26 protein-coding genes and 1 other annotated feature are annotated in these 25795 nt (G+C 32.6%); of the genes, 6 read left to right on the forward strand and 20 right to left on the reverse strand.

Annotation, left to right across the window (positions count from 1 at the left end):
• Positions 1 to 147: 147 nt before the first annotated feature.
• Positions 148 to 594, forward strand: a complete 447-nt coding sequence (locus tag BG261_RS04505) for an NUDIX hydrolase (RefSeq protein WP_070791969.1) — start codon at positions 148 to 150, stop codon at positions 592 to 594.
• Between the two features lie 29 nt (positions 595 to 623).
• On the opposite strand, the gene dapA is transcribed toward BG261_RS04505, so the two are convergent.
• The 4 genes from dapA to BG261_RS04525 all read right to left on the reverse strand — a co-directional run bounded on the left by dapA (position 624) and on the right by BG261_RS04525 (position 3957).
• Positions 624 to 1505 (reverse strand): 4-hydroxy-tetrahydrodipicolinate synthase, encoded by an 882-nt coding sequence (dapA, locus tag BG261_RS04510; RefSeq protein ID WP_070791970.1) that lies wholly within the window; start codon positions 1503 to 1505, stop codon positions 624 to 626.
• Positions 1506 to 1520: 15 nt separating this feature from the next.
• Entirely contained in the window at positions 1521 to 2606 is a 1086-nt protein-coding gene (locus BG261_RS04515) for an aspartate-semialdehyde dehydrogenase (RefSeq protein ID WP_070791971.1), read from the reverse strand.
• A gap of 107 nt (positions 2607 to 2713) precedes the next feature.
• Complete coding sequence (locus tag BG261_RS04520; protein WP_070791972.1) at positions 2714 to 3352, reverse strand: GNAT family N-acetyltransferase; 639 nt, start codon at positions 3350 to 3352, stop codon at positions 2714 to 2716.
• A 233-nt stretch (positions 3353 to 3585) separates the two neighbouring features.
• A complete protein-coding gene (locus BG261_RS04525; protein WP_070791973.1) occupies positions 3586 to 3957 on the reverse strand; it encodes a DUF488 domain-containing protein in 372 nt (123 codons plus the stop codon).
• 116 nt (positions 3958 to 4073) lie between these two features.
• Between BG261_RS04525 and BG261_RS04530 the strand changes: the two genes are divergently transcribed.
• Positions 4074 to 4613, forward strand: a complete 540-nt coding sequence (locus tag BG261_RS04530) for a biotin transporter BioY (protein ID WP_070791974.1) — start codon at positions 4074 to 4076, stop codon at positions 4611 to 4613.
• 153 nt (positions 4614 to 4766) lie between these two features.
• Here the strand turns inward: BG261_RS04530 and rpmA are convergent, their stop codons facing one another.
• The 6 genes from rpmA to BG261_RS04560 all read right to left on the reverse strand — a co-directional run bounded on the left by rpmA (position 4767) and on the right by BG261_RS04560 (position 8154).
• Entirely contained in the window at positions 4767 to 5057 is a 291-nt protein-coding gene (rpmA, locus tag BG261_RS04535; protein ID WP_070787210.1) for a 50S ribosomal protein L27, read from the reverse strand.
• A gap of 24 nt (positions 5058 to 5081) precedes the next feature.
• Positions 5082 to 5399 (reverse strand): ribosomal-processing cysteine protease Prp, encoded by a 318-nt coding sequence (locus tag BG261_RS04540; protein ID WP_070791975.1) that lies wholly within the window; start codon positions 5397 to 5399, stop codon positions 5082 to 5084.
• A gap of 12 nt (positions 5400 to 5411) precedes the next feature.
• The gene (rplU, locus tag BG261_RS04545) at positions 5412 to 5723 is read right to left on the reverse strand and encodes a 50S ribosomal protein L21 (protein WP_070787212.1); all 312 of its coding nucleotides are present in this window, start codon (positions 5721 to 5723) and stop codon (positions 5412 to 5414) included.
• Positions 5724 to 5763: 40 nt separating this feature from the next.
• Positions 5764 to 5844: a sequence feature (ribosomal protein L21 leader region), on the reverse strand.
• Positions 5845 to 5875: 31 nt separating this feature from the next.
• The gene (locus BG261_RS04550) at positions 5876 to 6250 is read right to left on the reverse strand and encodes a YwiB family protein (protein WP_070791976.1); all 375 of its coding nucleotides are present in this window, start codon (positions 6248 to 6250) and stop codon (positions 5876 to 5878) included.
• The gene (locus tag BG261_RS04555) at positions 6240 to 7205 is read right to left on the reverse strand and encodes an alpha-ketoacid dehydrogenase subunit beta (RefSeq protein WP_070791977.1); all 966 of its coding nucleotides are present in this window, start codon (positions 7203 to 7205) and stop codon (positions 6240 to 6242) included. The genes BG261_RS04550 and BG261_RS04555 overlap by 11 nt, the downstream gene beginning before the upstream one ends.
• Positions 7195 to 8154 carry a thiamine pyrophosphate-dependent dehydrogenase E1 component subunit alpha gene (locus BG261_RS04560; protein WP_070791978.1) on the reverse strand — a complete coding sequence of 320 codons (960 nt, stop codon included), beginning with the start codon at positions 8152 to 8154 and terminating at the stop codon, positions 7195 to 7197. The genes BG261_RS04555 and BG261_RS04560 overlap by 11 nt, the downstream gene beginning before the upstream one ends.
• 231 nt (positions 8155 to 8385) lie before the next feature.
• Between BG261_RS04560 and BG261_RS04565 the strand changes: the two genes are divergently transcribed.
• Genes BG261_RS04565 through BG261_RS04580 form a run of 4 tightly spaced genes read left to right on the forward strand, consistent with a single transcriptional unit; the run spans position 8386 to position 12329 of the window.
• Positions 8386 to 9690 (forward strand): HD domain-containing protein, encoded by a 1305-nt coding sequence (locus tag BG261_RS04565; RefSeq protein ID WP_070791979.1) that lies wholly within the window; start codon positions 8386 to 8388, stop codon positions 9688 to 9690.
• On the forward strand, positions 9687 to 10499 hold the full coding sequence (yidA, locus tag BG261_RS04570) for a sugar-phosphatase (protein ID WP_070791980.1): 813 nt from the start codon (positions 9687 to 9689) through the stop codon (positions 10497 to 10499). The genes BG261_RS04565 and yidA overlap by 4 nt, the downstream gene beginning before the upstream one ends.
• Positions 10500 to 10502: 3 nt before the next feature.
• Positions 10503 to 11075 carry a TetR/AcrR family transcriptional regulator gene (locus BG261_RS04575; protein ID WP_070791981.1) on the forward strand — a complete coding sequence of 191 codons (573 nt, stop codon included), beginning with the start codon at positions 10503 to 10505 and terminating at the stop codon, positions 11073 to 11075.
• A gap of 18 nt (positions 11076 to 11093) precedes the next feature.
• A complete protein-coding gene (locus BG261_RS04580) occupies positions 11094 to 12329 on the forward strand; it encodes an aminoacyltransferase (RefSeq protein WP_070791982.1) in 1236 nt (411 codons plus the stop codon).
• A 52-nt stretch (positions 12330 to 12381) separates the two neighbouring features.
• Here the strand turns inward: BG261_RS04580 and BG261_RS04585 are convergent, their stop codons facing one another.
• The 10 genes from BG261_RS04585 to BG261_RS04630 form a co-directional block, all read right to left on the reverse strand.
• Complete coding sequence (locus BG261_RS04585) at positions 12382 to 12561, reverse strand: DUF3272 family protein (RefSeq protein WP_070791983.1); 180 nt, start codon at positions 12559 to 12561, stop codon at positions 12382 to 12384.
• Positions 12562 to 12640: 79 nt separating this feature from the next.
• Positions 12641 to 13642 carry a diacylglycerol kinase gene (locus BG261_RS04590; RefSeq protein ID WP_070791984.1) on the reverse strand — a complete coding sequence of 334 codons (1002 nt, stop codon included), beginning with the start codon at positions 13640 to 13642 and terminating at the stop codon, positions 12641 to 12643.
• Positions 13643 to 13666: 24 nt separating this feature from the next.
• Positions 13667 to 15640: an NAD-dependent DNA ligase LigA gene (gene ligA / locus BG261_RS04595; protein WP_070791985.1), complete on the reverse strand. Its 1974-nt coding sequence runs from the start codon at positions 15638 to 15640 to the stop codon at positions 13667 to 13669.
• 108 nt (positions 15641 to 15748) lie between these two features.
• Entirely contained in the window at positions 15749 to 16144 is a 396-nt protein-coding gene (locus BG261_RS04600; RefSeq protein WP_070791986.1) for a hypothetical protein, read from the reverse strand.
• A 168-nt stretch (positions 16145 to 16312) separates the two neighbouring features.
• Positions 16313 to 17620 carry an MATE family efflux transporter gene (locus BG261_RS04605; RefSeq protein ID WP_070791987.1) on the reverse strand — a complete coding sequence of 436 codons (1308 nt, stop codon included), beginning with the start codon at positions 17618 to 17620 and terminating at the stop codon, positions 16313 to 16315.
• Between the two features lie 134 nt (positions 17621 to 17754).
• Positions 17755 to 19077, reverse strand: coding sequence for an aminopeptidase C (gene pepC, locus BG261_RS04610; RefSeq protein WP_070791988.1), 1323 nt, complete (start codon positions 19075 to 19077; stop codon positions 17755 to 17757).
• Positions 19078 to 19196: 119 nt separating this feature from the next.
• On the reverse strand, positions 19197 to 22706 hold the full coding sequence (locus BG261_RS04615; RefSeq protein WP_070791989.1) for a CAP domain-containing protein: 3510 nt from the start codon (positions 22704 to 22706) through the stop codon (positions 19197 to 19199).
• A gap of 157 nt (positions 22707 to 22863) precedes the next feature.
• Complete coding sequence (locus BG261_RS04620) at positions 22864 to 23439, reverse strand: nicotinate-nucleotide adenylyltransferase (RefSeq protein ID WP_233278900.1); 576 nt, start codon at positions 23437 to 23439, stop codon at positions 22864 to 22866.
• A gap of 4 nt (positions 23440 to 23443) precedes the next feature.
• Complete coding sequence (gene nadE, locus BG261_RS04625; protein WP_070791991.1) at positions 23444 to 24268, reverse strand: NAD(+) synthase; 825 nt, start codon at positions 24266 to 24268, stop codon at positions 23444 to 23446.
• A gap of 1 nt (position 24269) precedes the next feature.
• A complete protein-coding gene (locus tag BG261_RS04630) occupies positions 24270 to 25730 on the reverse strand; it encodes a nicotinate phosphoribosyltransferase (RefSeq protein ID WP_070791992.1) in 1461 nt (486 codons plus the stop codon).
• Positions 25731 to 25795 lie beyond the last annotated feature (65 nt).

Consider the following 25795-nt stretch of genomic DNA (forward strand, 5'->3'; position numbering starts at 1 on the left):
AGCTTTTACAAGTAACTGCCACCAGTTACTACCGATTGATACACTTTCCAAAGTATACCATTAATCACTAAAAATTTCAATTTTGACAGCTATCAACAATATATTTCAAAAATATGATATATTAATAAAAAGAAAAGGAGGATTCATATGACTAATGACTTAACTATATTAACTGATGATGGAAAAGTGAATGTTCGAACTGCTGCCTGGATAGAACATGATGGAAAACTTTTAGTATGTAAATTCTTTGATGGAGTGATATCTCTTCCTGGTGGAAGGATAAAGTTTGGAGAAACCAGCCAAGAAGCTGTAAAAAGAGAAGTATATGAAGAAATTGGCGAAAAACCTAAATCAGCAAAGTTTATGGCTGTAATTGAAAATCTTTTTAATCTTAAAGTTCCCTATCATGAGTATTTATTCGTCTATAAAGTCGAAATTGATTACAAATCAGAATACCAGCCTAATGAGGAAAATAATCAAACATTATTCTGGATTGATATGAATGAAATTGATTCTTTACAACCTAAAGAGTTATTAAAGTTAAAAGGATTATCTGATAATAAACTCCCCTTACACCTAGTAAATATTGACTAAAAAGGCTGTCTCACAAGAGACAAGCCTTTTTATCTTTCAACAATATCAATAATTTTCTTAGCTTCTTCACTTGTTGCAGCAACAAGTGGTAAACGAAGTGGACCGACATTAAATCCTTGATGATTCAATACTGCTTTCACCGGAGCAGGGCTAGGCAATGAGAACAGAGCATTTACTTTTGGAAGTAATTTTCTTTGAATCGCTGCTGACTCGGCAATATATCCTCTATCAATATTTTCAAAAATTTTGTAGAAATCATCACCTGCTACATGTGATGCAACAGATATAACACCTTGTGCCCCTAAAGCTTTGGCATGGAAGGCTAGCCCATCCTCACCTGTATAGACTAAGAAATCTTCTGGAGCTCCTTCAATTAATTCAGTAAGGTTTTCAACACCTGTACATTCTTTAATTGCAATGATATTTGGATGCTTAGCAAGACGTAAACTTGTAGCAACACCAAGGCTAGCTACAGTACGTCCTGGTACATTATAAAGAATAATTGGTAAATCACTTGAATCAGCTATTGCTGTGAAATGTTGAAATAGACCTTCTTGGCTTGGTTTATTATAGTAAGGAACAACAGCAAGTCCAGCAGCGAATCCACCAAAATTATCAACTTCCTTAACAAAGTTAACTGAATCACGAGTATCATTTGTTCCGACACCTGCAATTAATGGAATTCTTCCATCAACAATTTTTTGTACAGCTGCAAAAAGTTCTAACTCTTCATCATGTGTTAGCGTTGGGCTTTCACCTGTTGTACCTGCGAGAATTAATCCTTCAGTATGATGATCAATCAAATGTTCAATCAATTTAGGTAATGCTTCAAAATTAATATCTCCATTTTCTTTAAACGGAGTTACTAATGCTGTAATAATTTTAGCGTCTTTTAATGGATTAACTGTCATAATATCTCCTTGCCTTTAAATAAGGTCAAATACTAACTCTTCGGTTGCTCTAACTAGATCACGTTCATATAATGTTTCAGCGATTTGAACTGAATTCCATGCAGCTCCTTTAAGAAGGTTATCTGAAACGACCCACATATGGATACCATTTTCAACATCTAAATCTTTTCTCAAACGACCTACAAATGTTTCTTTTTTACCAGCTGCATTGACTGCTTGTGGGTAAATTTGATTATTAGTATCATCTTCTAATACTGCTCCAGGGAAAGATCCAATTGCTTCTTTAACATCCTCAATATCAGCGACTTTTTCAGTTTCTATATATACTGATTCTGAATGTCCTGTAATTACTGGAATACGTACACAAGTTGCTGAAACCTGAATTGAAGCATCTTCCATGATTTTCTTAGTTTCATTAGTCATTTTCATTTCTTCATATGTATAATCATTGTCAGTGAAAACATCAATTTGTGGAAGTGCATTAAAGGCAATAGGATAGTGTTTCTTATCACCTGAACATGGTAAAATTTCAGCCTTCAAATCAGCAGGATTAACACCGTCATTTACTACTTGACCTAATTGATCCATAGTTTCTTGTATTGCTTTTGCTCCCGCACCTGATACAGCCTGATAAGTAGACACAATAATACGTTTAAGTCCATAATCTCTACGTATTGGTTCTAAAGCTACCATCATTTGAATAGTTGAGCAGTTTGGACAGGCAATGATTCCTTTATGTGAATCAAGTGCATGAGCATTTACCTCTGGAACAACCAATGGTGCATTTTCATTCATACGGAAATGACTAGTATTGTCAACTACGACTGCTCCTGACTTAACAGCATATGGTGCATACTTAGCTGAAACACTACCACCAGCTGAGAAGAGGGCGATATCAACGTCTCCAAATGAGTCCTCAGTCAACTCTTCAACAACAACATCTTGTCCCTTATATTGCAATACCTTACCAGCAGAGCGGATACTTGAAAGCAACTTAACCTTCTTAATAGGTAGGATAGTTGATTCTTCAAGCATTTTTATCATTTGAGTTCCTACGGCACCTGTGGCACCAACGACTGCAACTGTATAAGATTTTGACATATAAACTCCTTTTTTTATTTCCATTTGGAAAATTCTAAATTTTCACCATTATACTACTTTTGTTAACAAAAAAAAAGTCCCGAGAGACTTTCCTAACACAAAAATTGTTACTCAAAATTTTTAATAAATGACCAATTACCAGTTTCTCCATATTTTTGTTTTAATATTGAACGATTGAATTCTTTAAATCCTAATTTTTTATAAAAAGTTGTATTTTTATCTTCATTTGTTACTAAAGTCATATTTTTGGCACCATTTTTAATTACCATTGGAAAAATACAGTTTTCCATCATATGACTACCTAATCCTTCACCTTGCATTTCAATATCAACAGCAAGCATTTCTAAATGCCATGTATACTCATTCCTTTTTGTTTCACAGGGCTTTAGACCATCATCTATACTTATTAGTAAAGATAAAAGAGGTCTACTAATAAAACTAGGTAAAAGTGACTTGCCTCCAGATTTAAGATAGTCAAATATCCCTATATCTTTAGATTCTGGTTCAATAATCAAAGCCATAGATACAATTTTATCATTGATAGTTCCAACTACACCACATGAATTCCTTACATAACTTGTAACTAGCACTTTAAATAATTTTTTTATGTAAATGTAATAATCATCATGGCTGTTAAAACTAGCCTTTAATCCATTATAAAATAAGGGACAAAACTCAAATGCTCTAGAAGTTAGGTCTGCAAGTCGTTCAGTATCCTCCATAGCTGCTACTCTGTATCTCACCATTTATAAATATACCTCCACAAAAGAAATATAGCACTTTCTAAAAAGAAGTACAAAAAAAGACCTAACCAAAAGATTAGGTCTTATGTGGCAAACTTTCATCCGTGGTAAGAAGGTTCACACAACTTACCAATATCTCATCAATCCTTGACGGGCTATGCCCTAGATATCCACTGCTTCGACGTGATTATAATAATCACGAATCGACTCATCGCATAAACAAGATTATATTATAATTAATCACTTTGTGCAAGCCTCTTGTTTAAAAAGTCTTCTAGTACTAATCCATGATTATGTTGTCTATCTCTTGCACCGATTAATAAAAGCACATCTTCTTTCTTCAAGATTTCTCTTACAAAATTGACAAACTCATTACTTTTAGGATTTTTTGAAAGTTCGTCCAAATATAAACTAGAAAACTCAGCAAATTTTTCTGGTTCGTGATTAAACCATTTTCGTAAGTCATTTGAAGGAGCAATATCTTTAGCCCAATAATCAAGATTTGCCCTTTCTTTAGACATTCCACGCGGCCAAATTCGGTCACAAAGAATTCTAAACCCAGAAGGAAAATCCTTGTCATAGATTCTGGTTAATATTATTTTTTTCATAATAAATCTCCTCGTATTTGATAATTATTATACCAATACAACAATAAATATAAATTATCCCCCATAATAGTTAACTTTATGTTAAAATTGTAGTTGTCAATTCAAGGAGGACATATATGAATAAAACAACTCGAGATTTAGCGCTAAGTGCAATTTTTGCAGCTCTAATCGGAATTCTATCACAATTTACAATTCCACTTGGTACTATCCCATTAACATTACAAACATTTGCAGTAGGGTTAGTTGTTACTATTTTAGGAACTAGAAACGGAACAGTTGCTGTATGTATTTATTTGATTATGGGAATGATTGGAGTTCCTGTATTTGCTGGTGGCTCATCAGGTTTTGGAGCATTATTAGGACCAACAGGTGGTTTCTTAATCGGATTTATATTTAATGCTCTATCTACGGGGATAATTATAGATAAAACAAAATCAGATTATCTATGGGCAATTATTGCAAATATAATCGGCTCTTTCGTTACCTTATTCTTCGGTACAATATGGCTTAAATATAATTTAGACTTATCTTGGACAAAAGGTTTTGCTGCTGGATTCACTCCTTTTATTATTCCAGGATTAATAAAAGCCGCAGCTGCAGGTTATTTAGGTATTCTAATAAAAAACCGTATACCTAAAAGAATTATGGGTAACTAGATAACTTTTAATATAATTGTTAATGAGTGTGAATGTTATTAAAACATTCACGCTTTTTATATGTATCTATATATAAATGTTATTTACTATATCGTAATTGCTCAATATATAAAAAAGAACATTGGTCGAAACCAACATTCCTTATATTTTTAATTAAGCTTTTTTAGCTACTGGATATACAGAAACTTGTTTTTTATCGCGGCCTTTACGTTCGAAACGAACAACACCTTCGATTTTAGCAAACAAAGTATCATCTCCACCACGACCAACGTTAGCTCCTGGATGGATATGAGTTCCACGTTGACGGTAAAGAATTGAACCACCAGTTACAGTTTGTCCATCAGCGGCTTTAGCACCAAGGCGTTTTGATTCAGAATCACGTCCGTTTGATGTAGAACCTCCACCTTTTTTATGGGCGAATAATTGAAGATTTAATTTCAACATTTTGAATTCCTCCTATTAGATTTTTTAAGCGAATTTTACAAATTCACCATACTCAGCTATTACATCCTTTATCGCAAACTCAAAGTTTTGTAAAAGAATCTGAGCAACTTTATCCTGTTCTTCGTCTATATCAGTAGGCATTTCAATATATAAGTAGCCATCTTCCATCTCATAGAGCGGTTGTACGTCTGTAAGATTTTCAATACCATTACAAGTTGTTATACCAAGCACAGACACAGCAGAACAGACAATATCATGACCAAAATCACCACTCATGGCGTGACCAGATATCTCGTAAGAAACAATTTTTCCTTGTTTCTTATTGATTTCAACTTTAATCATACCAAGAGGTAATTAAGCATTGATAGCTTTGATTACAACTTTTGTATAAGGTTGACGGTGTCCTTGTTTACGGTGAGAATGTTTTTTAGGTTTGTATTTGAAAGTTACAACTTTCTTTTGTTTACCATGTTTTTCAACTTCACCAACTACAGTAGCACCTGATACGAATGGAGTTCCAACAGTAGTTTTTTCACCACCAACAAGAACAACTTCATTAAAAGTTACTTCGCTCCCAGCTTCAACGTCTAATTTTTCAACGTAGATTGCTTGACCAACTTCAACTTTAACTTGTTTTCCACCAGTTTTTACGATTGCATAAGTCATTGTGATTCCTCCTTATTAGATTTTTATATAAGGGCATTAACCCTTTAGTCAGACTCGCCTCAGGATGTGAATAAATATCAATTTATTACTTAAACATCACTTCGTGCGGTTGCACTTCATGAAGGTATCACAAAGTCAACGTTGTTATTCTATCATAAGTCAAATCCAATTTCAAGCTTATAATCTGCAAATTTAAAATTATTTTGATTTAAACTATAATCAATTTTTACATGATTTCCATTTTTCTCAAATCTACTAGTATCCGTAGTTAAAAACTGTACACCAACTGGAGTCATTATAGTAGCCTCTGCCTGTCCTAAAATAAAGTTCATCTTAGTATTTTGCTCAGCAAATCTAGTAAGCATTAAACTTTCATCATTAAGTTTAATTACATTTTTAAAACCTTCTTCATCAACATAGGTCAAATAAATCCAACCATTTTTTTCGACCACTTGACCATCATGAATCTGTTCAATAACCTCTTCCTCACCATCAGCAAGGACAATATTTTTTATCTTAATTTTCATGCATCAAACCTTCTATGGCCTCTAATATCTCATCATCAGTTGGAATTAATTTCTCTTCTATAGATTGAGCGGCAGCAATTGGTGAAAACTTAGAACCAAGACGTTTTATCTTACCACTGAATCCCCCTTCAATAAGGCGACTTAATATTTCAGCTGAAATACCTGATTTTTCAACACTCTCTGTCAGAATCAATACACGACTAGTTTTATTAGCTGAATCAAGCAAAGTTTCAACGTCCAGAGGATTAATAGTTATGGGATCAACAATTTCAATGCTATAAGAAGTATCAATATTTTTTGCTATATTAACCATCCTACCTAAAGCGATAATAGTTAAATCATTACCTTCTTTTACAACTCTTGCTTGTCCCAGAGGAACTTCATACATTTCTTCAGGGATATTAATATCAGACTCTATTTTATAAAGTGATTTTGGTTCAAAAACAATTACCGGATTATTATTTTTAACAGCAGAAAGCATAATACCTTTTGCATCATAAGCATTGCTTGGCATTGCTACTATCAATCCTGGAATATGGGCAAGCCAATTTTCTAATGATTGAGAATGTTGTGGTCCTGCACCTGTCCCACTTCCACTCGCAGTTCGAAGAACCATAGGTACCGACTCTTTACCATTGCTTAAAAAATGAATTTTAGCTGCTTCATTAACAAGTTGATCAATAGCAACAGTTAAGAAATCAGAAAACTGGATTTCAAGAATTGGTCTTTTGCCTAGGATGGCCGAACCTGTCGCAATCCCCGTAATAGCTGCTTCACTAATGGGCGTTTCAAGAACTCGTTCTGGATATTTTTCAATGATTCCAGCTGTAGCTCCGAACCCGCCACCATATGCTCCTACATCTTCACCCAAAAGATATGATTCAGGAATTGCATCAAGAATTTGATGAAGAGATTCATTTACAGCTTGCAAATATGTTAATTTTCTACTTTGCATAAACTTCCTCTTCTAACTTATCAATATCAATCACAGCTAAATCGTCATTCCAAGCCTTTTCAGCATCTGTAATCATCTCTTGATAAATTTTTTCATCTAAAAGCGCTAGTTCATCCAATGAAAAATCATATTCACTCAAGAGAATTTTTCGAAGGTTCAAAATGGGATCTTCGTATTTCAAAAATTCTTCCTTTGAACGATATTTTTCTGCATCACTTCTTGAATGACCGCGGAAGCGATAAGTCATTGCTTCAATTAAAACAGGCCCATCTTTCAGGTCTTCTTTTATGTCTTTAAAAGCGTCAGCAACTGCCATAACACTTTGTCCATCGATACGGTAACTCTTCATATTATATGCTTGAGCACGCTCAGCTATCGTTCCTGAAATCATCTTACTTGCATCACTAGACATGGCATACTGGTTGTTTTCAATTACAAAAGCTATAGGCAAATGCCAAATACTTGCAATATTCATAGTCTCATGAAAAGTACCTTCATTTGTAGCACCATCACCAGAGAAACATACCACGATATTTTCCTTATCGTCCATTTGAATGGCTTTCGCAAGTCCTAAGGCAATGGGGAAGTTCCCTCCAACAATTCCATTTCCACCCATATTTCCAATACTATAATCGCTGATGTGCATACTACCACCACGGCCACAATTAGTTCCTGTTTTTCTACCGAAAATTTCAGCATACATCTTATATGTATCTGTTCCTTTGGCTATAGCATGACCGTGATTCCTGTGAGTAGAAAGTATAAAATCTTTGTCTGATAATTGGGAACAAATGCCTGTAGCAACCGCTTCTTGTCCGTTATACAAGTGCGTTGTTCCATATAGCTTACCAGCCTTATTATAATCATCAAGAACATTTTCAAAGTCCCTGATTCGCAACATAGTTTCATACCAAGACAACACTACACTACGTTCATATTTATTACTCATGATTTTCCTTTCTTTTAATTTTACATTTTTAAACGCGTAGCTTAATTATACCATAAACCAAGTTCATAAAAAAACTTATCAATTTAAAATTTCACAATAATTATTCATCTTTTTTTAATAAAAAACTCTAATTCTACTTGTTTAAAAATAAGAAACACTGTCTTCTTATTTTATTATTATGGTGTCTTTTTATAAAAAATTTTCGTATAATGTAAAAAGGAGAGTTTAAATATGACTGAAAAAATTGAAAAAGTTTTCCGCGATCCAGTTCATAATTATATCCATGTTGACAACGAGATTATTTATGACTTAATTAATAGTGCTGAATTTCAGCGTTTAAGGAGAATAAAACAGTTAGGTACTAGTAGTTTCACTTTTCACGGTGCAGAACATAGCCGTTTTTCACATTGTTTAGGTGTTTACTATATTGCCAAAGAAATAACGGAAATTTTTACAGAAAAATATCCTGATAAATGGGATGATAGTGAAAATTTAGTAACTTGGTGTGCTGCTCTTCTTCATGATGTTGGACATGGGGCATATTCACATACTTTTGAGATGCTCTTTGATACTGATCATGAAGCAATTACAGTTGAAATAATTACCGATCCAAGAACAGAGATAAATGCTATTCTACGTCGTGTATCACCTGATTTTCCAGAAAAAGTAGCTAGTGTCATAACGCATGATTACCCGAATCAGCAAGTTGTCCAATTAATTTCAAGTCAGATTGACGCAGATAGAATGGACTATCTATTAAGAGACGCTTATTATACTGGCGTAATTTATGGACAATTTGATTTGACCAGAATTTTACGTGTAATAATTCCTGTTGAAAATGGGATTGCCTTTAAAGTTCAAGGAATGCATGCTGTGGAGGACTATATAGTAAGTCGTTATCAAATGTACATGCAGGTATACTTTCATCCAGCAAGTCGTGCTATGGAAGTAATACTGAAACAATTGCTAAAAAGGGCTAAATTTCTTTATGAACAAGATCCAACTTACTTCAAACTGACTTCTCCTAGATTAATACCATTTTTTGATGGTTCAAGTGATCTTTTTGACTATTTGGCACTTGATGATGGAGTTATGAATACATATTTTCAAAACTGGATGTCACATAGTGATAAAACTCTTGCAGACTTATCTACTTCTTTCATTAATAGAAAGTTATTGAAATCTGTTAAATTTGATAAAAAAGACGAAGACAAACTATTTCTTTTGCGAGATATTGTCGCTCAATGTGGCTTTGATCCCAACTATTATACTATGGTCAACTCAAATTTTGATCTACCATATGATTTTTATCGACCAAATTCGGAAAAACCACGCACACAAATTGAGATTCTGCAAAAGGATGGAAGTATGAATGAACTTTCGGAGCTCTCAACAATTGTTTCTGCTTTAGCAGGTACAACTCACGGTGATAATCGATTTTACTACCCCAAAGAAATTACTGCAGATAATACTTTATTCTCACATGAGAAAAAGGAATTTGAAAAATATATTAGAAATGAGACTTTTAAACCATGATCAAACTTGTTGCCATTGATATTGATGGAACTTTATTGAACGATAAAAGAGAAATTACTGAAAATGTTAAAAATGCCATTCAAGATGCAAAGAAAGCTGGTGTAAAAATTGTGATTACAACTGGTCGACCTTTACCTGGTGTTAAGGATATTTTAGATCAGCTTAATCTACGAGAAGAGGGAGACTATGTTATCACTTATAATGGTGCATTGGTCCAAGCTACAGATACTGGTGAAGAATTCATTCGTGAGCCTCTGTCTAAAGAAGATTTTCTTGAAATTGAAACTGAATCACGTAGAATTGCTGTACATATGCACGCAATAACTTCTTCAGGAATATATACTGCAAACAGGAATATCGGACGATACAGCGTTCATGAATCTTTCCTTGTTAATATGCCACTTTACTATCGAACTGCCGAAGAAATGGGTGATCTTGAATTCGTAAAAATGATGTATATTGATGAACCTCAAATTCTTGATTCAGCGATTGAAAAACTTGACAAAGAATTTTATGAAAAATATACAATTGTTAAGAGTGCACCTTTTTATTTAGAAATACTTAATAAAAAAGCCAGTAAGGGAAATGCTGTAATGCATTTAGCTGATAAATTAGGAATCAAGGTTGAAGAAACAATGGCAATCGGTGACGAAGAAAATGATCGTTCAATGCTTGAAGTAGTTGGAAATCCTGTAGTAATGGAAAATGGAAATCCTGAAATAAAGAAATTAGCAAAGTACATTACTAAATCAAATAATGAAGATGGCGTTTCTCATGCAATTAAAACATATGTTCTAGAGGAAAAATAAGAAATGGCAAGACCACAAGTAATTACAAAAGAAATGCTTCTAAAATATGGTGTTAACTTTGTTCAAAAATATGGGTTTAAAAATATCAGTTCAAGAAAAGTTGCTAACGAGTTCGGTATTTCGACCCAACCGATCTATAATTGTTTTAAGAATATGGCTGATTATAAAGAGGAAATTGTTGACTTCATCTATAACAACATTTTTGACAAAGAATTAAAAAAGAAATATAATGAGAACCCTATTATCAATGACTCTATTGCGTTTGTACGTTTTGGTGAAAAGAATCCAAAGCTCTATTTAGCAATGTTCATTGAGGGTACTTCAAATAATAGAAAAGTATTTCTTGATGATTTAGAGAACTACTATGAAATGATAAAAAAATACCCTGAATATAGTGATGTTAGTAATGATTTTATTGAAAACATTCATATGAAGAGCTGGATAATCACTAACGGATTAGTTGCATCTTCTCTTTCAGGCTTAAGAAAATATTCAACTGAAGAACTTACTATTATGTTTGAAGAAATGATTAGAATTACATTTGAAAATCCTAATCATATAAAATTAGATAAATAAATATACTTGGAGATAATAATGTACACCTATAAAATCGGAATTAGTAAAGAAGATCATGATAATTTTGTCAAATCATCAAATTTAGTAAACCTACTTCAATCAAGTTCTTGGGCTCAAATTAAAGATAACTGGGGAAATGAGCGTATTGGGTTTTATGATAATGATAAATTGGTTGCGACTGCTAATCTTTTAATTAGGGATCTTCCACTTGGATTTACAATGATTTATGTACCTCGTGGACCAATTATGGACTATACTGATAAAGATTTAGTGAACTTTGTAATAGATTCTTTGAAAAAATATGGAAAAACAAAAAAAGCATTGTTTGTAAAAATTGATCCAATGATTTCATATTATTCATTTAAACTCGGTGAAGAAAAAAAACTAAATTCAGATGCTAATACAATTATTAAAAATATAGAAAGTGCTGGAGCTAAGTGGTCAGGACTCACAACCGATATGTCTGAAACAATTCAACCAAGATTCAATGCAATGCTTTATAAAGAAGACTTTTCCGAAAATGATCTTATAAAGAAATCAAAGAATTTTGCTAGAAAAATTAAAAAGGTTCGAAAAAGTAACACAGAAGTTAAGTTTGGTAAGCAAGAATTAGTAAACGATTTTGCTATTTTGATGCAAAAAACTGAAGATAGAAAAGGTGTTAATCTTAGAAATGGAGAATATTATAGTAAACTCCTTTCAACATATGATGATGCATATATAACTATTGTCTACTTAAATATAAAAGAACAATTGGAACTTGCTCACAATGATCTTAAAAAAGCACTTGCAGCAAGTGAAAATAATACTTCTACTGCTGAAAAAAGATTAAAAAAACTTGAAACTGATATATTAAATGCTCAAAAAAAAGTGTCCGATGCTCAAGATATAAAAGAATCATATTCTCAAGACTTGATACCAATAGCTGGTGCATTAACCGTAGTATTTGGTAAAACTGCAGAGACATTATATGCAGGGACTGATACTTATTTTACTAGATTCTATCCATCATATTTATCTTGGCTGGCTTCTACACAAAAAGCATTTGAGGATGAAGTTGGAGCTACTGAGGTAAACATGGGAGGTCTTGAAAATTCCCTATCAGAAAGCGACGGACTCTTAAATTTCAAAAAAAACTATAATCCCACAATTGAAGAAGGCATTGGAGAGTTTGATATTCCAGTTAACAAATTATTATTCTCAGCAAGTGAACTTGCCTATAAAACACGAAAAAAAATCCGTGGACAACATTAAAAAGACTGCTAGAAAAAATTCTAGCAATCTTTTTTTATATATTTAATTTATCTTATACTAATCCAGCTTTTTTAACTGCCTTATCCAATAAATAACTTTTTCTTAGTCTATCAAATAGGAAAAATCCCCAAAGTGCTGTAAAGAAAAGATATCCTCTAAATAATGAATCGGCAAAACACCAAGCTTCAATCATTGTGATTAATAAATATGGAATAAATTGGCTTCTAAACATCTTATTCTCCTTACCATATCTTTATTAGTATATTATAACATTTTTGATTTATAAAATACTAATACTTTAGTCTGAATGACTAATCATTTAAACCTTCAGTTGCTTTGATAAATTTACTTGCAACTGCTTCTCTTGCAAGTTCATTCTCGTCTCCAAGGTAACTATCATCAGAGATCTTATCTAAATTAGCAAACATTTCAATATGATTATGTAGATTAACTAATTTAACTGGTGCATCTCCACCATATTCTCCATCAAGGTTTATCATCATTCTATCATTTGAAAGGACTTCTAAGTTAATCTCACTTGTTTTGATATATTCAACTCTATCATCCTCTAGATGCTTACCACCATTAACTACAAGTCCGATTAAATGCACAAGTTCAAAAAGATTAGCAGTCTTAACCATGATAAGAGTGAAAAGACCATCGTCAAGTTTTGCATCAGGTGCAATTTGTTCAAAGCCACCTACAGAATTTGTAAGAGCAGCAAAGAACATTGATATTTCACCTTCAAATACTCCATTATCATGTGTCATTCTAACTGGTACCATCTTAATTTGTGGCAACAACTCTGCACCTTTAGTCAAATATGCTAGATAGCCAAAAACTGTCTTCAATTGACTTGGAACACTATAAGTAAGTTCTGTTAGAGTACCACCTGCAGCAATATTCATAAAATATGTATCATCATTTTTTTGACCGATATCCATTTTAAGAGTTTGCTTTTTACCAATAACACGAGCTGCAGCGATAGGATTATTTCTTGGAATTTTGAGAGCACGTGCAAAATCATTTGTTGTCCCTGCAGGGATAATAGCCATTTTAGGACGTTTCTTTAATGGAGCAATCCCATTTACCACTTCGTTTATTGTACCGTCTCCACCTGCTGCAATAATTAAATCAAAGCCAGCAAGAGCAGCACGATGCGCTTCAATTTGTGCTGATTTTTCTTCAGGTTTTGTTGAAAATGCACTTGTTTCATATCCAAAACCTTCTAAAATATCCAAAATATCCGCAATATTATCCTTCATCAATTCTTTACCACTTGTTGGATTATAAATTAATCTTGCTTTTTTCATGAGTTTTTTTACCTATTCACTATTTTATATTTTTGCAAGGTCATCTTCTGACCAAATTTCAATTCCTAGCTCCTGTGCCTTAGCAAGCTTGCTACCAGCATCAGCCCCAGCAACTAAAATATCTGTCTTTTTCGATACACTTCCACTGACGTTAGCACCTAATGCTTCAAGTTTTTCTTTAGCTTGGGTACGAGTAAATTGTTCAAGTTTACCAGTTAAAACAACAGTTTTTCCTGATAAGATACTATCTGTTTGTGGTCTAGCGCCTAAATACTCAAAGTTGAGACCTGCTGTTTCCAACTCTTTCAACAAATCCTGTACTTGCTCGTTATCAAAGTATGTGGCAATTGATGTAGCAATAACATGGCCAATTGATGGAATTTCTGACATCTCTTCTACATTTGCACGACTTAACGCATTTAGATTACCAAAATATTCAGCTAAGATTTTAGCTGCTTTTGCTCCTACATGGCGAATTCCCAGACCAAAAATCAATTTTTCAACTGAATTAGCTTTGGAATTTTGAATCGCTTGATAGATATTAGTTGCAGATTTTTCCTTGACCTTGTCCAAGGTCATCAAGTCATCTACTGATAGTTTGTATAAATCAGCTACATCTTTTACAAGACCAGAATCAAATAATTGGTTGATTACTGATGGACCAAGCCCTACTATATTCATAGCTGCGCGGCTGGCAAAGTGTGCTAAGCCTTCCTTGATTTGTGCAGGGCACATTGGATTTATACAGCGAAGAGCCACTTCCTCTTCTAAATGTACAAGTTCAGAATCACAAATCGGACAATTAGTTGGGACTTCAATCGGATGAGTTTCTCGAGTTTCTCTCTTGTCGAAAAGCACCCTTTGAACTGCTGGTATAATGTCTCCCGCCTTGTAAATAATTACAAGATCACCAACTCGAATATCTTTTTCATTAATGTAGTCAACATTGTGGAGAGTCGCGCGACTTACGGTTGTTTGCGCAAGTGTTACTGGAATCATATTTGCAGTCGGAGTTACTACTCCAGTACGTCCTACTGTCCAGTCGACGCTTAGAATTTCTGTTTCAGCAAGTTCTGCTGGAAATTTATAGGCAATTGCCCATTTTGGAGCTTTGACTGTAAAACCAAGTTCCTCTTGTTGGGCTAAACTATTTACTTTAATTACTACTCCATCAATATCGTAAGGAAGTTTTCCACGCATATCAGCTACCTTATCAATAAATGACCAAATTTCATCAATTGAACGTGCAAAAATACGATCTTGATTAACTACAAAACCAAGTTCCTCAAAATATTCAAGAACCTTTTCTTGTGTATCATGTGTTGCTGGGCTTGCTTCCTGATATAAGAAAGTTGCTAGGTTTCTCTTTGCAACAACTTTAGTATCAAGCTGTCTAAGTGTTCCAGCAGCTGCATTTCTTGGGTTAGCAAAAGGTGCTTCACCATCAAGTTCACGCTCAATATTTAGCTTATCAAAGGATTTTCTAGGCATGTATGCTTCACCACGAACAGTTATATCAATTTCTTGTGGTAAAACCAATGGAACATCCTTAATTCTTTTGACCTGCTCAGTAATATTTTCACCGATACTTCCGTCACCACGAGTTGCTGCAGTAATAAGTACTCCGTTTTCATAAACTAATGATAAAGAAAGTCCATCAATCTTCAATTCGCATATGTACTCAGGATTTGGGATTACTTTTCTTACTCGAGCATCAAATTCTTCAATCTCTTCACGCGAAAAAGCATCTTGAAGACTATATAATTGATATTGATGTTGATATTTCTCAAATTTAGAAAGTACTAAATCGCCAGTTCTATGGCTTGGAGAATCATTTTGAACTAATTCTGGATTCTTCTCTTCAAGTTCAACTAACTCACGATACAATTTGTCATACTCAGCATCTTCAACACTTGGGTTATCTAAAGTATAGTATTCATGGGCATATTTATTTAAAAGTTTTACTAATTCTTTTATTCTCAATTCTGCATTATTCATGTTTCAATTTTAACACAAAATATAGCTTTATTCATTAGTAAAAGACCTACTGAAATAGTAATTCAATGATATTTTTCGAGAAAAAAAGGCAGTAATTTGCCTTCTACATTATTCAAATTTTATTGACTTCAAATCTTCTCGCATAATTTCTATGTATGTCCATACAACCAAAATAGGTACTATAAAGAATCCGATCTTGAAATAAGTATTTGTAAAAAGATAAGGCAATCCTTCAAATAGTGTTTGGATTGCCATAAAGCAAATAAATGTCGTGAAAACTGCGGTTAGAAAAAGAATTCTATATTTTTTTAATGTGGGAAGCAAGATTAAAATAAGAATAATCAACATAATTGTGGAAAGTTTTATGGCATTTTCTCGAAAAATAGCTACTTGGAAAAAATTTTTATTTTCAGTCTTATATGTTAATTCGTTTGGCCAAGCCTTAAAGGGAAGAAATAGGGAAACTAGTAAGCATAATAATAATACTTTAATTTTTTTATTCATATCTCGCTCCTTTGACATCTATCAATATCCAATTGTATTATATCAGAAATATAAGTGATTGCAAAATTATTGAATAATAATAAAATTTTATGAATTAAATTTATATCCAATATATTATTTACATTATCTAAAATCCACAATAAAAAGCCTTAATAGGCCTTTTTATTTTTACTGGGTATTAACTTTTTTACTATAAACAATTTTTAGTACAATAAATCTAAATACATTATCAATTAAAGTTGCTAGCCATACTCCTAATATCTGCATATTAAACACTGTCCCAAGTACATAAGCCAAGGCGATTCTAATAATCCACATTCCAATACTTGTTGCAATAAACGGAGTTTTTGCATCACCCATTGCTTGTAAACTAGCAGTGTATATAAGAACCCCTGAGACAATTGGCTCAGAAATAAATGATACTAAGAGAACAACCATAGCTGCTTGGGCTGCAACAGCGTCAGTCGTAAAAAGACCAGTTATATAGGGTCCTGCAAAGAATATTACTCCCCCAATGATAGTAGATAGAATACCACTTATTATATGTCCCGCTTTTGTAATAGACTTAATATCCGCAATGTTTTTTTGCCCATATTCGCGAGCAACCATAATAGCTACACCTGTTGCCATTCCCATTCCAGCTAAATAGTTATAAGCAGTTATTGTTTCACCAATTGAATTTCCAGCGAACACTTGACTACCATAAGCGATAATAATTGCAAAAATTACCAAGTCCCCCATTCTCATGGTTAGACGTTCTCCCATAATGGGAATAGCTCGAAAAACCAAATCTTTCATAGGTGTTTTCCCAAAGAGATATTCTTTTTTTATTCTGGCAGGAGTTCTTTGTACCCTTAGGAATAAAAAGATAACACCAATAAGTCTGGCTAAGCATGTTCCTATTGCAGAACCTACAATGCCTAATTTAGGAAATCCAAGTAACCCAAAAATCAAGACCAAATCAAAAAGAAAATTTAGTATATTTACTACAAGATTAATATAAAGCGGGCTTCTGCTATCACCAGTTGATCTGACAAGCCCACCAAATACAGATAAGAGTATCATTAATATCGATGCACCAGCAACTATTTGGAAGAAGGGAAGGGTTGCTTCAAGAACCTCACCACTTGCCCCCATTAACTGGAAAATCGGTTTTGCCAAAAATATTGAAAATAAACCTAAGATAATTCCTAGGATCAAAGAAAGTTTTAAACTTGCAGCAGACTTACTACTTACAGTCTTCATATCTTTTGCGCCTAAGTAATTAGAGATAATAGTCGAGACGGCCACGGCAAGAGCAATACATACGGCTTGATATACAGCTAAGACACCATTTGCCATTGATACGGCACTAACAGCCAAAAGTGATATTTTAGCAATCAAAAATGCATCAACGAAGCCCACAGTTGTTTGAAGAACATTTTCCAGGATTGCCGGTATTGAAAATTTTAATAGTTTTTTTGCGTTTTCATTCATAATACTATGATAACAGAAAATATTCTAATCTGTAAAAGAGATATTTAAAAAAGATAAAACTGACTATCCAGCTTTATCTTTTAAATTATATTATTTTTCTTATTATGATTTAGCATTATCAAATGACATATTGATTATGCTAAAGCTCCCATTGGATCCCAAGGTGCAAGTACACGTGGTTCTGCTTCATAAGCTTTTAGCTCCTGTTCTGTAAGGAATTCTTTTCTTACAACGATTTGGTATGTATACTCATCCATCCAAGCATCACTTGCTACGAAGTAACCTTTCGCACCAACTTTATCTCCCCATGAATTTTCAACTTTCCATTTTAGAGATTGACCATTTTCATCTAAGTCCACACCTGTTAATACCATTGCATGTGTCATCAAAGATTCAGAGTAATCTAAGCGACTAGCTTTAGTTTGAGTATATTCAAGATCAAGTGCTGTTTTGAAATCATAAACATCAAGTGCCATAATTCCTTCTTTACGATTTGATACTTGACCAACATCACAACCGAACCATACAGTTTCACCTTGTTGCATTTGAGCAATAGCAAGTTCTTTGAAACGATCCATTTCAACATTTAAGTGACGAACATCGCGAGCACCTGCAACATTACCTAGAAACTCAACAGTGTAGCTTTGGTTATAAGGTTTATCTTCTGTAGGTGCATTGATGATACTCACATATTCATTAAGATCAACGCCAACAAATTTATCATAAAATTCTTTAGGAGAAACTCCTTCAACTTTATGGAATTCATTGTCTTTATCACGATATTCAAAATCAAATTTTTGTGGTGGTAAACCAAGATTTGCTGCTAAAAGATTGAATACTTCTTGAAGAAGTTCTTCTTTTTTAGCTTGAGTATCTCCACCATCACGCGCTACTTGACGTAAAATTTCAGCATCTTGACGTAATAATTTATTTAAGTATGTATTTAATTCACCTGAAGCACTTGATGAAACAGACTCAGGGTAAATATCTTTTGGAACTACACCATATTTTTGGAAGATAGCAACGATCATATCCCATTGTCCACCATCTTGTTGAGGTGTATCAAGAAGGAATTTAACCTTGCGGTCAGTTAAATCTTCTGCTTCAGTAGCAATAACATTATCAAAGAACCAATTAGATTTTTCATATTTATCCCAGAAGAATGTATATGCTTGAGATAATTCAAAGTTTTCAAGTTTGAATTCAGTCAAGATTTTATGACGGAAAGTGTTTAGTGCAGCAAACATCCAACAACGACCACTTTGTTTTTGGTTGGTAACAGCATCATTAGTTAAATCAATAGAGAATACAGGTTGGTTATTAACTTTTCCAGCACGTGTTTCCAACGATTTAAGGAAACCATTACTAGTAATAGCATTTTCAACAGCCTGATACTTCACATTTGAAGAATAGTTGTCATATAATTTTGCAGTAAAATCCTGAGTTAATTCAGTCATTATTATCTCCTTATTATTGTAAAATTAATACTTTCTAAATATTTAGAAAAGTATTCACAAAGAATATTATACTCTTTTCAAAATAAAAAATACAGTTATTCTGTATTTTTTATTTTTTTCTATTTTGTTCCAAACAAAGTAACTGCATAAACATATCCATTTACTTCATAAAATGAAACGGCATATTGGTTAAAGTTTGGATTTATCATTGATTGATGATGAACATAAGAATTAAACCAAAAACCATATGCAACATCTTGTGAGCTACCGTTACCAATAAGACTCTTATGGAAGTAACAAATATTCTCACTATAGTTTGAGTAACTTCCAAAATTATTTATTGCAGTTGTAAATGATGTACCATTTGGACGCACATGAGCAAATTTAGATACAATTTCTCTTGCACGAATATCTGCTGCACTTTGAAGATTTGAATCATAATTAAGAGGTCTTGCATTATTTTGAGCTCTCAAATTCTGAATTCTCTTATCAAAAATTGTACTCTTATTTCCAGTTGAATTATTTTTATTAGCTTTATCTTTATCCTGTGCCTGATTAACTACTGAATTAATTTCAATAAATGATTTTGCACTTTTTATTGAATTAATAAAAGAATTTTTTTCTGAAGCTTTTAAGTTTACTAGTGAGTTAACTAGTGATTGAGCTTTTGCTCTTGCAGATGATAATTCTTTCTCAAGAGCTTCCGCAGCAGCTTTTTTATCTGCTGCTATCTTATTTGCTCTATTTTTTTCATTAGCTTTATTCACAATATCATTGATAGTTGAAACATTCTTTGCATTTGTTAATAAACTTAGGAAGTTATTTTTTTCAGATGTATTCAAACTACCTAATGAGTTAATAGAATCTTTTGCTTTTATTTTAGATAATTCTAAGTTTTTCTCTATTTTTTGCTTTTCTTCATTTTGTTTATTCACTAATTGTGCTTGAGAAATAATAGATTTAATATCATTAATATTTTTCGCATTAGAATTTAGAGTTAAAAATCTATTTTTTTCAGAACTAGTTAAGAAAGAAAGAGAGTTGATTATATTTTGAGTATCACTTTTTGATTTAGCTAACTCTTCTTCTAATTTTTTTATTGTTTCCTTATTTGTTTTATCTTTTATTTGAGCTTTTGAAATGATCAAATTAATTTCAGAAATATTTTTTGAATTTTTAATTAATTGAATATATTCCAATTTTTCAGAAGGACTTATCGAACTCAGACTGTTAATAGTAGTTTGAGCTTGTATCCTTATAGGTGCTAATTCTCTTTCATTTTTTTCTTCTTCTGCTTTTTTATCAGCAATTTCTTTATTTGATTTATCAGTTGATTGAGCATTTAGTATGATACTAGTAATTTCTTTTGTGCTAAGTGCTTTATTAATTGAAGAGATAAATACTTCTTTTTCCTTATTACTCAAGTTTCCTAAAGAATTTATTTGGGAATTAGCATCTTTTTTTACAGAAGCTAATTCTTTTTCAATTTTATCTTGAGCAGCTTTTTTCTCAGCTTCTTCTTTATTCAGCTTATCTTTAGTCTGTGCTTGCAAAATAACATCTTTTAAGATAGATAAATCTTTTGCAGCATAAATTGAACCTATATATTGAGCTTTTTCATCTACTGACAAATTAGAAAGTAAATTAATTGAAGAGCCAGCAGACTGTTTTGCATCTGCTAATTCTTTTGCCAGTCTTTCATCTTCTGCTTTTTTAGCTTCCTCAGCTTTTCTTTCATCTTCTTTATCTTTAATAAGTTTATCTTTATTCAAGGCAGTTTGGAGATGACTATTTACTTCATCTAGACTCATTGAATTATTTATTTTCTCAACAAAGTCATACCTCTCATCTGTAGAAAGATATTGAAGATTTAAAATATCTTTTTTTGCTTTTTCTTTAGATGAATATAATTCTTTTCTAAGTTGTTCTGAATCCACTTTATCTTGAATTTTAGATATCTCATCTTCTTTTTCATCTATATTATTATTTTTATCATCTTCATTAACTTTATTAATTGTATCTTCAAGACTTGTATTTGAATCTGTTGATTTTAACTGCTCATCCGAAATCTTCTTAGATAATTCTTTCAGCAACTGTTCAAGTTCAATAATCTTATTGTCAACAGTATTTATATTACCAACTAATGAAGCCAATTTTTCTTTATACTCTGTTAATTTGTTTTGTAAAGCTTCAGCCTCACTACTTGATGATTGTGAATTGACATTTGGAACTTCTGATAGAGTTTTTTGAGCATCATCTAGTTTTGATTGTGCATCTACCAATTCAGATTCTATGTTTCCTTTTTCTAATTTTATAGAATCCAGATTATCCTGACTTGCGTTTAAGTCAGCTTGTGCTTTTATTAATTTATTTGCATTATCTTTTAAAGCACTATCTGCAATATTTAATTCTGATTTAAGTTGTTCAAGATTATCTTTTAAAAGTGATAAATCAACATTTTTATCATTGTTTTCTGTAGATGAATCATTACCATCTGTAGCTTCATTGTTTTCTGTAGATGAATCATTACCATCTGTAGCTTCATTGCTTTCAGACAATACATCTATTTTACTTTTAAGATTTTCTATTTGCTTTAGTAAATCGTTAACTTTTTCTTGGCTAGTATTTACTAAATATTGAGTTTGTGAAAAATCTTGTAAAGATTTTTCATTAATTTTTGTTGCTTCATCAAATTTATTTGTTACTTCCAATAATCTAGATTTAACCGATTCTAGATTTTCAGTTGCTTGATTAACTTTTTCTTGCGCATCAGCAACATTTTTATCAATTTCTTCTTTGGTTTGATTATTTGAGTTATTGAGGATTTCTGTAAGTTTCTCTTCTGCTTCCTTCTTTTGTTGCTCTAATTCCTGTTTTTGCTTTTCTAATTCATTCTTATGATTTTCTAATTCTTCTTTTTGTTTTTCAGTTTCTTTTTTCTCATTTTCAGTTTGAGAAATTGAGTTATCTTTTCCTTCAACTATCGTTGAACTATTGTTGTTACCTTGAGATTTTTTTTCTATATCAGGATTAGCATCTTTTTGTGTCGAGCTATTATCAACATTTGTATTAACACTTTCAGAATTGATATCAACTTTAGTATTAACATTAGCTGAATCGTTATCATTACTTGTTGTAACATAATCTGCTAAATTATTGACACTCGAATTTACTGGAGTATCTGTCACCTGACCAGCAACTGTATCTTCTGGATTTACTTTATCTTCTGAAGTTACGATTTTATTAGCAACAGTTTCACCTTGATTGTCTTTTATGACAATATGATTTCCATCCCAAAATATCGTTGTTCCAACTGGTATTGAAAATTCCTCTCCTGGCTTAAAACCATTCCACTCCATCAGTCTATCTACTTTTATGTTTAATACTTCGCTAATGACCCAAAAAGTATCTCCCTCTTTAAAAGTATATTTACCATCTTCAGACTTTATTGAGTTTTTCATACCTTCAATTGTTGTTGGAACCCAATTTGTATCAGCATTTGCAGAAGAACCTGTTGCTACCGCAGCTAATATTGTAGATGCTGTAAGAACACCCATCATCCATGTTTTTCTTACTTTATTGTGTTTAAAAATCTGATCTTTATTCGAATTACTATTAACTTGTATCAAAATCTATCCTCCTATAAAAAAACAAGTTGAAAAAACAACTTTGTCCTACTGTTTCCTAGCTTATCATAAATTATTAGATAAAAATATTAAATTTATTAAAAAATTTATCATCTTTGCAATATTTATTTAATAATTAAAATATACAATATATTTATTATCAATCACTATAAAGATTATTCTCTTTAATATAAGAGATAAGCTTGTCTGGTATTATAAAATTAGGACTAATTCCTTCACTTATTTCTTTTCTAATAAATGTTGATGAGATATCCATGAAAGGTAGATCAACCCATGTAACTGGATATTGTGAGATTAATATTTCATCCTTACTTCGACGAACTGCTATGAAATCAACCATTTCCATTAGCTCATCAATTTTATACCACTTGGGTAAATACTCTACCATATCCTGACCAATGATGAAATAATATTTTGTCGTTGAATTTTTTTCTTTTAAGAGCTTCATTGTGTCATATGAGTAAGAAATACCACCACGCTCAATCTCAATCATTTCGATACCTAGATCAGGATAATCTTCTAAGGCTAATTCAAGCATATCAAGACGATATTTTGCATCAATTGTTTTCTTTTTATCAACATGTGGTGGGTTTGCTTCTGGCATAAGTAAGACCTTATCAAGTTTCAACTTCTGCCTAACTTGATCAGCAATAAATAGATGAGCATTATGAACTGGATTAAAATTTCCGCCTAAAATTCCGATTCTCTCTACCATATTATTATTTCCAAAAATCATCAAAAACGGTAATAGGTAGGTGACGTTTATGTTGTCCTTTTTTCCACCAATTTTCTATGGTTTCTTGTGCTTTAGGACTTACTTTTTTCCCTTCAGTATAGTCATCAATCTCTTGATAGGTGACACCTAAAGCTACTTCATCAGCAAGACCAGGTTTTCCATCTTCAAGGTCTGCTGTTGGTACTTTTTCATAAAGTGATTTGTCAGCACCTAAATATTCAAGTAAAGCTTTCCCTTGTCTCTTATTGAGACGGAAAAGAGGTAAAATATCAGCCCCACCATCACCAAATTTAGTGAAGAAACCAGTAATATTTTCAGCTGCATGATCCGTACCCACAACTGCCCCAGCCTTTTGACCTGCAATAGCATATTGGGTAATCATTCTTTGGCGTGCCTTGATATTTCCTTTAACAAAGTCTGAAACCTCAACTTCAGCTTGAGCTAATGCTTCAACTTCTCCGTCAACAGCTGCCTTAATATTTACAGTATATAAAAGGTCTGGCTTAATAAATTCTAATGCTTTTTGAGCATCATCTTCATCAGCTTGAACACCATAAGGCAATCGAATTGCTATAAATTGATAGCTATCATCTCCCGTTTCTTCTCTCACTTCCTCAATCGCCATCTGCGATAAACGACCAGCAAGAGTAGAGTCTTGACCCCCTGAAATCCCTAAAACCAAAGTTTTCAAAAACGAATTTTTCTTCAAGTAATCCTTTAAGAAATCAACAGATTTTCTAACTTCTTCAGCAGCATCTATTTGCGGTTTTACACCTAATTCTTTAATAATATCATCTTGTAAAGTCATTTTAGTATTCCTTTCCAACACTTTTTCTTACCTTATCGATAAGCTTCATCTTGTTATCCCAAACCTCTTTTGATAAATCAACTGGATAATCCTGTGGATTTAATAATCGCTTATATTCATCCCATAACTTGTCTAGTTCATGAATGGCATATTCTTTAACTTCCCTAAGACTTGGAATTTCATATACTAACTTACCATTCTCATAAATTGGAATTAATAAAGGAACAGCATCAAAATCTTTAACAACCTTATTAATATATGTATAAGTTGGATGGAACATATAAATTTCATCAAGAGATTTTACATCTTCATCAAACTCTGTAATATAGTCCCCTTCTGATTTACCCTTAGCACGGCTTGTAATTCTCCATACTTGTTTTTTTCCAGGAGTTGATACTTTTTCTGCATTGTTAGATAGTTTAATTCTATCAGTCATTTGTCCATTTTCATCTTCAAAAGATACAAGTTTATAAACTGCCCCAAGTGCTGGTTGATCATAGGAAGTTATTAACTTAGTTCCCACTCCCCACACATCAATCTTAGCATGTTGCATCTTAAGATTAAGAATAGTATTTTCATCTAAATCATTTGAAGCATAGATTTTAGCATCAGGAAATCCTGCTTCATCAAGTTGTTCGCGAACCTTTTTTGAAATATAGGCCATATCGCCCGAGTCAATACGAACACCTAGGAAGTTGATTTTATCACCCATTTCACGTGCTACTTGGATTGCTGCTGGAACACCAATTTTCAAGGTATCAAAAGTGTCAACTAAGAATACACAATCTTTATGAGTTTTTGCATAAGCTGTAAAGGCATCGTGGTCGCTACCATAGGCTTGGACGAGTGAATGAGCGTGAGTACCACTGATTGGAATACCAAAAAGTTTACCAGCTCGAACATTACTTGTTGCATCTGCACCACCAATAACTGCTGCTCGTGCTCCCCAAAGAGCAGCATCCATCTCTTGAGCACGACGAGTACCAAATTCAAGCAATGGATCATCTCCAATTACAGACTTAACTCTTGCTGCTTTTGTGGCAATAAGTGTTTGGAAATTAATAATATTTAATACGGCAGTCTCAATAAGTTGGCATTGGGCAATTGGACCTTCTACTTGAAATATTGGTTCATTTGCAAATACTAAATCACCTTCACGTGCACTATTGACATTACAAGTAAATTCCATATTTTTTAGATAAGTAAGAAAATCTTCAGGATAATCTAAACTTCTTAAATATTCGATATCACTATCTGTAAATTTGAGATTATTAAGGTAATCAATAACTCTTTCCAAGCCTGCAAAAACGGCATATCCATTATCAAAAGGCATATTTCTGAAATATACTTCAAAAACGGAATTTTTTTCTGATATCCCCATTTCAAAGTAGGTTTGCATCATATTAATTTGATATAGATCTGTGTGTAAAGTTAGACTATCATCACGACTAGCTGAATACATATATTTTCTCCTATCCCTCAAAGGGGCAACTATAAATTATAAATGTAGATATTTTCACAATAATA

It is taken from the genome of Floricoccus tropicus (genome assembly GCF_001832905.1).
Taxonomy (GTDB): Bacteria; Bacillota; Bacilli; order Lactobacillales; family Streptococcaceae; genus Floricoccus; species Floricoccus tropicus.